The organism is Anaerolineae bacterium, assembly GCA_014360855.1.
In the GTDB taxonomy this organism is placed as follows: domain Bacteria; phylum Chloroflexota; class Anaerolineae; order JACIWP01; family JACIWP01; genus JACIWP01.
On sequence record JACIWP010000148.1, the window covers coordinates 1 to 7815 of the forward strand.

Below are 7815 nucleotides of genomic sequence, written 5' to 3' on the forward strand. Positions count from 1 at the left end.
GTGATGAGATTGGCCATCAAGCGGGCGGTGATGGGCACGCGCGGCTGGTCCTTCTTGTCGGAAGAGCTGAGCCGAATGCTCCAGGCGCGCGGCATCGAGCACGTGGTACTGAACGCCAAGGAGCATGCCAAGGAGGCGCAGATTATCGCGCGCGCCGGCGAACCGGGCCGGGTCACGGTCGCCACGAATATGGCCGGCCGCGGCGTGGACATCAAGCTGGGCGGCGAGCTGACCGATGAGGTGATTCAGCAGGCGCACAAAGTCCTGCGCCAGCGCGGCATTGACCCGTTCCAAGCGACGTCGGAACAGTTCGACTCGGCGGTGGCGGAGGTGGATCCGGAGTATGCCCTGCGGCGGGAGAAAGTGCTGGCTGCCGGCGGGCTGTACGTGCTGGGAACCGAGCGGCATGAGGCGCGGCGCATTGACAATCAGCTTCGCGGGCGCGCCGGCCGGCAGGGCGAACCAGGCCTGTCGCGCTTCTTCCTCTCGCTGGAAGATGACCTCATGCGTCGGTTTGGCGGCGACAGCATCGCCAATCTCATGGCGCGCCTGGGCGTGGAAGATGACATGCCCATCGAGCACAGCCTGGTCAGCAAGTCCATCGAATCGGCGCAGATGCGGGTCGAAGGGTACAACTTCGATATCCGCAAGCATTTGCTGGAATACGATGATGTGCTCAATCAACAGCGCGAGCTGATTTACAGCCAGCGCCAGCGCATCCTGACCAAGGACAACCTGTGGCCGGACCTATGGAGCATGATTGACACCGAGCTTCAAGAGCGCTTCGAGGAGGTGCGCAAGGACCCGGCGCACCTGACGAAGTGGGTGCAGTTTTACGACATCCTCATGCCCCTGCAGTTCGCGCCGGTGGAGATTCAGAAGGGCGCAAGCCGCAAGAAGGGGGGTAAGACCGTCGCTTCCACAACGGCGGTGGAGGTGATGCGCTATCCGTACAGCCTTGGGCAGAACCGCACCCTCTTCCCGCCGTTCAGCATCGGCTTCGTGGCCCATTTCCTCGCCGGCGTGGAGCCGGCCCAGCGTCGGTCCAGCTTCCTTGACCTGGTCCATACGGGCCTGGAGCTGTACGGCGAGGATATCGAGGAGCAGTTCGTGCATGCGGCCTTCCGCGAGGCCATCGCCGGCTACGACGAGCAGTGGGAAGGGCAGAAGGAGTTCCTGTCCCAGCGCGTGCAGACCTATCTGAGCATGCTGGAAGAGCGCGGCCGGCCGTTCAATGCTCGCGAAATGGTGGACCAGGTCCTGCGCGGCCTGTCCATCCGCATGGAATTCCCGCGCGATATGCGCTGGGAGGAGCTGTCGCCGGACGATGTGCATGAAATGCTGGAGTCTACCTTTCTGCAGGTATTCCACACCGGCATCTGCCTGCAAAAGGTGGCCATGGTGAAGTCCGCGTTGCCAGAGCGGTACGGCCTGGACCAGGTGAGCGTTGCGGAGCTGGATGAGAGGACCCGGGAGTGGTTCGCCGGCGTGCTGATCGCGAACGCCTATACCGATTCTGGCGCGGAGCAGTTGGAGCGCCTGCTGGAAGGGCGCGGCAAGGGGCAGGGTGCATATTCTGTCCTGCAGTGGCTGAACGATGCGGTGCCGCTGTCCCGCGTTCCACTGCCGGACCTGGAGCAGTTCCTGGCCGGCGTGGTGCGAGAGCAGTTGCGCCGCTGGAGCGAGCGGGTGGAGCAGGACCTGGCGGCCAGGCTCCAACTCCTGCAAGTGCCGGCGGGAGAGGATGTCGTCTCGGTGGGGCAGTGGCTCCTGGATACGCTGGCGGTGGTGGACCCCCAGGCCTACCGTCTGCTGTGGCGGGTCCCGCCGGCATACCTCGCCGCCGCAGTGATCCGCACCCAGCTCTCCCTGGAAGAGGCATATGCCGAATTTCGGCAACAGCTCAGCCGCTGTATTGCGGAGCGCCAGTCGGTATGGGGTGAGGTGGAGTTGGCCCGCTATGCGCACCTTCGCCTGCGGGACCTGGAGCTGAAATATCTGGATGCCCTGGCGCGCTTCTGGACCCTGCGGGAGCTGGGGGAGATTGATCTGACGCCTTTGCAGTTGCCGGCTGAATGGTATGATATCTTCGCCAAAGCACTGACCGTCTATTCCTGGCGCGAACAGCAGATCGGCGTCTGGCCGGTGTTCGATGAGGTCGCCGCCCGGGTGGCGGATTATCTCCCTGAACGTCTGGACCCTCGCGGCGGACAGTTGGACCGGCCGCTGTTCGACGCGGTGGAGGCCATGCTCCTGGAGAGCGGGGCGTTCGACGATGTGCGCGCGGAAGAGGAGTTCGCCGGCCGCCGGCTGGCCGAAATGCCGCGCGCCGATATGGAAGAGCTGGCCGAGTATGTGGGGGAGCAGTATCTGAATCCCCTGCGCAGTAAGACCATCGGCTCCCTGGACGATGCGCTTCAGCGGCATATTCAACAGGTCCTGCGTGGGCGCGGCTATTTCCGGGATGAGCGCCGGCTTCAGGAATTTCTGGTCCATCAATCCCTGCATGACCTGGGGGATGAGAACGCGCGCCTGGTCGCCCGTGCGCTGGTGCGCCGGCAGATGGAGGAAGCCCGCAGTCGCGCGGTCGAGGAGCTGGATTACACCCTGCGCGAACGGGTCATCGTGGCCATGCGCTCCGCCGGCGTGGTGCTGAAAGAGGACGTGTTTGCACCCTGGCGGGATAAGGCGTTCGCGCAGTGGGACCCGGCACTGCAGGAGGCGTTACAGCGTTCGCTGGGCGCGGTCCTGTGGCCGAAGGGCATGCCGGCTGGCCTCCTGCCCGATGACCTGCGCGATACGCTGTGGCGTGCGGTCATCGGCGCCGGCCTGTTCACGGAGCGCGCTCGATTGAGCGCGTTCCAACTGGCGGACGTGGGCAAGCTTCCGCCTGACATCCAGCCCGCCCTGCGGGCTTTCCTGAGCGCTCGCCTGCGTGGGCAGTTGGCCGGCCGAACGGGCCGTCAACTGCCGCCGGCGCTGTACAAACGCGTGCGCGGGTTCCTGGAAGAGGAAGGCTATTTCCTGGATCAGGAAAAGCTGGCGCAGATGGAAACCCGCTCCCTGTCCAGCATGGACGGCAAGGTCGTCACCGCGGTGGAGCGGGCGGTGGGCCGGCGCATCCTGGCCGGCGCCGACCAGCGCAAGATTATGAACCTGGAGAAGGAACTGCGCGAGAGCATCCTGCGCTATCTCGACCAGGAGAACATCTACCGTAAGCCCGACAAGCGGCGGGCATTCCTCCGGCGCACCCTGTCGGAGATCGATGCCTCCCTGTACAACGGCATTGCCCAGTATCTGGGCCGGCAGGCGCTGGCGGAGGTGCGCTCGCTCCCGCTTGCCTCCCTGCCGGCGGAGCTGGCGGAGACGGTGCGGGCGGAAGCGCTGGCCGCCGGCGAATTGCTGGACCGCGCCCGCCTGCGGCAGTTCGAGGAATCCCCGTTGGAGGCTCTGCCGGAGCCTGTGCGCCAGTCTCTCCTGCGCTTCCTCGACGCACAGCTCGAGCAGTTCCTGCGGTCGCCGGCGGACACCGGCGAACTGTATGAGGGAATGCTGGAGGACATCAAGGAGTTCCTGGGCCGGCAGGGATATTTCCTGAAAGAGGATGCCTGGCAGGAATTTCAGGCGCTTCAGCCGGAGCGCCTGGAGATCCCGGTGCGGCAGGCTTTGCATGAAGCGCTGGGGCGGTTCGTATGGCCGCAGGTCAAGGATTATCCGCCGGCGCAAGTTCCGCCGGCCTGGCGGGGACGCGTCGAGCAGGCGGTGTATCACTGCGAGCCGTTTATTGATGCGGAGCGCGAGCAGGCCCTGCTCCGGCGGCGGTTCGACCAGTGGGAGCCGGCGGAGCGCCAGAAGGTGGAAGACCGCCTGGCGGAGCAGTTGCTGGCAGAGATAGGCCCACAGCGCGTCGCTAACCTGGGCGAGGAAATGCGCCAGTCCATTCGTCAATGTCTGGACGAGCTGGCAGTCTTCCACGATGCGCGCAGGGAGCAGTCACTGCTGGAGGAGACGCTGGGCGGACTGCGCGTCGAGGATTGGCGCGCGGTGGCACAGAGCTGGGGCATGAAATTGTTGGAGGCCTGGCTGAACCGTCCGGTGCGGGAGATGCCGGCCGACCTGCAGGAATGGGTCATGCGCTATATGCGCGGCAAAGGGGCTTTCCTGGACCAGGGCCGGCGGGAAGCCTTCCGACAGGAAGGGTTGGCCAGCCTATCGCAAGAGTATCAACGGCGTGCGCTGGATTTCGCCCGGACGTGGGAGCGGGAGCGTCTGTCCAGGAGTGTCCTGAGCGATCTGTCTTTGTCTCTGCGCTGGCAGGTGGAGCGGGCGGCCATTGATTCAGCGCCGCCGGCGGAGGTCAAGCGCCTGCGGAGCTACGAGGGTCAGAAGCTCAGCGACATAGATTCTGAGCTGGTGAACATGTTCCTGCGCTATATCGGCCTTCCGCATGTGCGCGCCCTGCTGGATGTGCCGCTGGGTTCGCTGGATGCGGATGCCCGGGCGCTGATGCGCGACTTCCTGGGGGATCGGGTGATGCTGGAGATTCAGCGGCGGGTGATGCTGGCGTTTGTGAGCCGGCTGTGGATCGACTACCTGACCGAGATGGAAGACCTGCGCCAGGGCATTGGGCTGGAGGCGTTCGGCCAGCGCGACCCGCTGGTAGAGTACAAGCGCCGCGCCTATCAGATGTTCCAGCACCTGATTGAGTCCATCCGCCACGCGGTCATCGAGCGCGTGTTCGCCCTGGAGCCATTGCCGCTCCAGCTCGAGCGGACGCTGGAGACGGGATAAGTGTGCAAAAAGGGTTGCTAATTTGCATCATACATGTTAGAATATCCAATAGAGAAATCGCTGGAGCTGTGGCAACGTCTGAGAGGATGAGGAGGTCCGCCGGCTGGACTGCGGACGTGTTGGAGCGCTGACGGAAAGGAGGCCCCCCTTGAACGTCACCAGCGATGATTTTACGGCTCGCTTGATGAATGACATGGATCCCCGACTGCTGGATTTCATCAAGAACAAGGTGAATTCCTTTATCAAGTGGGATCTGATGCGCTTCTTCTATGAAAACCCCAACACTGCGGACACCGTGGAAAATATCGCGCGCTATGCCGGCCGCAATGCCGCGGCAGTGAAGCCGGAGCTGGACGAGCTGGTGGAAGCCGGCGTGATGGAACGACGCATGGTGGGGGATATGCCGGTCTACATGCTCTCCAACGACCCGGAAATGCGCCGGCTGGTGAATGACTTCATCACGGCCTGTGAGGACCGCCATTTTCGCGTCAAGGCGGTATATCATATCATCCGCCAGATGCGCTGAGCCGCGGATGCCGGCGGCGGATGAGGATGATGCCGCCTATGCCTGCAAGAGGAGGCAGTCAGCATGGAACGGGTGAAAACGGGAATTGCCGGCCTGGATGAGATGCTGCATGGTGGGTTCCTCCCGCTCACGGCCAACGTGGTGGAAGGCGCCCCGGGCACGGGCAAGACCACTCTGGGGATGCAGTTCATTTATTCGGGCATCGTCCAGTACAATGAGCCGGGCATTATCCTCACCTTTGAGGAGTTCCCCCAACAATATTACCGCGACGCGGCTTCGTTCGGGTGGGATTTCCGCTCCTTGGAGGCCGAGGGCAAACTGCGGGTCATCATGACCAGCCCGGAGGTCACCCGCCGCGACCTGGAGAGCATGGGGGGCATCATCGAGTCCATGGCGGAAGAGATCGGGGCTAAGCGCATCCTGGTGGACAGCCTCTCCCATTTCGAGCGCCTGACGCGAGACCCGATTGAACTGCGCTCCCTCCAGTACAGCTTCATCAACGCGCTGAAGCGGGAAGGGCTGACCGCGGTCATCACCCACGAAACCCCGACGCTGTTCGGCCAGACCACGGAAGGGGATATGAATCTGGCCTTTGTGGCGGATTCGTACATTCTCCTGCGCTATGTGGAGATTGATAGCGCCGTGCACAAAGCCCTGCTGGTGCTGAAACTGCGCGGCAGTGATCATGCCAAGGATATCCGCCGCTTTGAGATTACCCCGCGCGGCATTGAGGTGCAGTCCAAGTTCGAGGGGCGGGAGGGCATCATGAGCGGCAGTCCGCGCCGCATGGCGGAGTATTTCGAGCAGGCATTTGTCAAGCGCTGATGAGCACGGGGGGTGCGCCGGCATCTTGGTTGGGTTGTCTGGGAGAACGGCATGCCTGAAGGAACACTGCTCTATGTCCTGTTGATCGCAGTCATCGGCCTGGGCACCGCCGGCGTGCTGATGTTCCTTCTGCTCATCGCACGCTTTTACCAGGTGAAATCGGGCCAGCCCACCCGTTATAGCCTCTTCGCCCTGGCGCTGGTGCTTTTCCTGGTGGGTGCTCTGCGCTACTCCTTTCTCCAGCGAGGATATGTGGGGGACCTGGTGGCCGATGGGGCGCTCTTCCTGGGGGGCTTATTGGTGATCGTCGCCGGCAATCATGTCTTTCGCTTGATGACCGGAGGGCGCTCGTGACCGTCATCTTCGCCCTGCTCGGCTGTCTGGGTGAGGTGTCACTGCTGTATGGGGTGACCATTCTGCTCCGGCTGAGCAAGAAGCTGGGAGAGGTCACCAAGATGCGGCCCTATTACCGCGGATATTACGTATCCATCGCCTGTCTGGTGATTTCCTCCGCAGTACGCTTCATCCAGGCCAGCCTGCTGGATTCGTACGCGGCCGGCAATCCCTTTCCACTGGCGAGCGCATGGGATATATTGACGCTCATCCATCAATTCTCGCTGGCGGCCGGCTTGCTTGTCGCCTGTATAATCGCCTATTTGTACTGGGGATGGCTGTTCAGGGAGCACTTTGCGTGATGCGGTTTTCCGACGGGGTCGTCGTCCTGACATGATTGCGCCAGGCTGTGATGAGCGGAAGGAAACGACTGGTGAACGGCGAGGATGATATTGCTCAGGTGGTGCGGCCGGGCCAGGAGACGTTGGCGGAGCTTCTGCATCCCGTGCTGACCTGGCTGAAGGAACAGGCCGGCCTCCGCCGAGTTGCAGTCCTGGTGTATGATGCTCTGGAGCGCACATGCCGGGTCATCGCGACCCTGGGACTTCCCTCGCCGGCGCCGGCGGAAGGCCTGCAGCCCCCTGCTTTCTGCGCGGAACTGTTACAGTGGGGGAAGGACTCCCCCACACTCCTTTCTGTGGATGAGCTGGCGGAATTTGCGGGGTGGCTGAAGGTCGTTTTCCCCGATGAGCCGTTCCACAGCGCGATGCCGCTGTGGAGGAATGACGAGATCGCCGGCATACTGCTGATCGACCGCCGGCCCTCTGAATTTTCCGCCGAGGACATCCGTGCGGTGCAGTTGGCCGGCCGCTGTACGGCGGTCGGCATCGAGCGCGCCCTGCTGGAGGAAAATGCGCTTCGTCAGCAAGGAGCGCTCACGACCATTCGCCGGATTGTCCAGAGTGCTTCCAGCCCTGACCCGGAAACCGCCTTCCGCGACATCGTCCGCGCTATGTGCCGAAGCCAGGGATATGAGCGCGTCTCCCTGTATCTCCCCCAGGGTGAACGTATCAAGGAGTATACCGCTCGATGGGGATGCGAGGATGGGGAAGCATCAGTGACCGTTCGGGAGCTTCGCCCGGGGGAGCTGGAGGGGCCGCCGGCTGTACTGCTGTCCGGGGCCGATCTCTCCCAGCAGAAGCTCATGGTGACGGAAGATCTCTCTGGCCGGCAAGTGGTTGCCTGTCCCCTGCGGGCCGGCCAGCAGATCGTGGGGGTGCTGGAACTCGTGCCCGGCAGCGATAGGGCGCTGGGCGCCCAGGAACAGATGATCGTCGAGG

The 7815-nt window shown here is 63.4% G+C and carries 6 protein-coding genes and 1 pseudogene; all 7 read left to right on the plus strand.

Annotated elements, in window-relative coordinates; all coding sequences use genetic code 11:
* Positions 1–738, plus strand: a pseudogene (locus H5T60_09050) (preprotein translocase subunit SecA).
* A gap of 3189 nt (positions 739–3927) precedes the next feature.
* The gene (locus H5T60_09055; protein ID MBC7242578.1) at positions 3928–4791 is read left to right on the plus strand and encodes a hypothetical protein; all 864 of its coding nucleotides are present in this window, start codon (positions 3928–3930) and stop codon (positions 4789–4791) included.
* Between the two features lie 148 nt (positions 4792–4939).
* Entirely contained in the window at positions 4940–5317 is a 378-nt protein-coding gene (locus H5T60_09060; GenBank protein MBC7242579.1) for a hypothetical protein, read from the plus strand.
* A gap of 63 nt (positions 5318–5380) precedes the next feature.
* Complete coding sequence (locus H5T60_09065) at positions 5381–6142, plus strand: ATPase (protein ID MBC7242580.1); 762 nt, start codon at positions 5381–5383, stop codon at positions 6140–6142.
* A gap of 51 nt (positions 6143–6193) precedes the next feature.
* Positions 6194–6496, plus strand: a complete 303-nt coding sequence (locus tag H5T60_09070) for a hypothetical protein (GenBank protein ID MBC7242581.1) — start codon at positions 6194–6196, stop codon at positions 6494–6496.
* Positions 6493–6837 (plus strand): hypothetical protein, encoded by a 345-nt coding sequence (locus tag H5T60_09075; protein MBC7242582.1) that lies wholly within the window; start codon positions 6493–6495, stop codon positions 6835–6837. Before H5T60_09070 ends, H5T60_09075 begins: the two co-directional genes overlap by 4 nt.
* A 71-nt stretch (positions 6838–6908) precedes the next feature.
* Positions 6909–7815: hypothetical protein (locus tag H5T60_09080; protein ID MBC7242583.1), on the plus strand; the 907-nt coding region annotated here is incomplete at its 3' end.

What these genes read in the sequence shown, in the direction of transcription:
- H5T60_09065 (MBC7242580.1), top strand. Translation starts at nt 5,381, where the DNA reads ATGGAACGGGTGAAAACGGGAATTGCCGGCCTGGATGAGATGCTGCAT.
- H5T60_09070 (MBC7242581.1), top strand. Translation starts at nt 6,194, where the DNA reads ATGCCTGAAGGAACACTGCTCTATGTCCTGTTGATCGCAGTCATCGGC.
- H5T60_09055 (MBC7242578.1), top strand. Translation starts at nt 3,928, where the DNA reads ATGCGCCAGTCCATTCGTCAATGTCTGGACGAGCTGGCAGTCTTCCAC.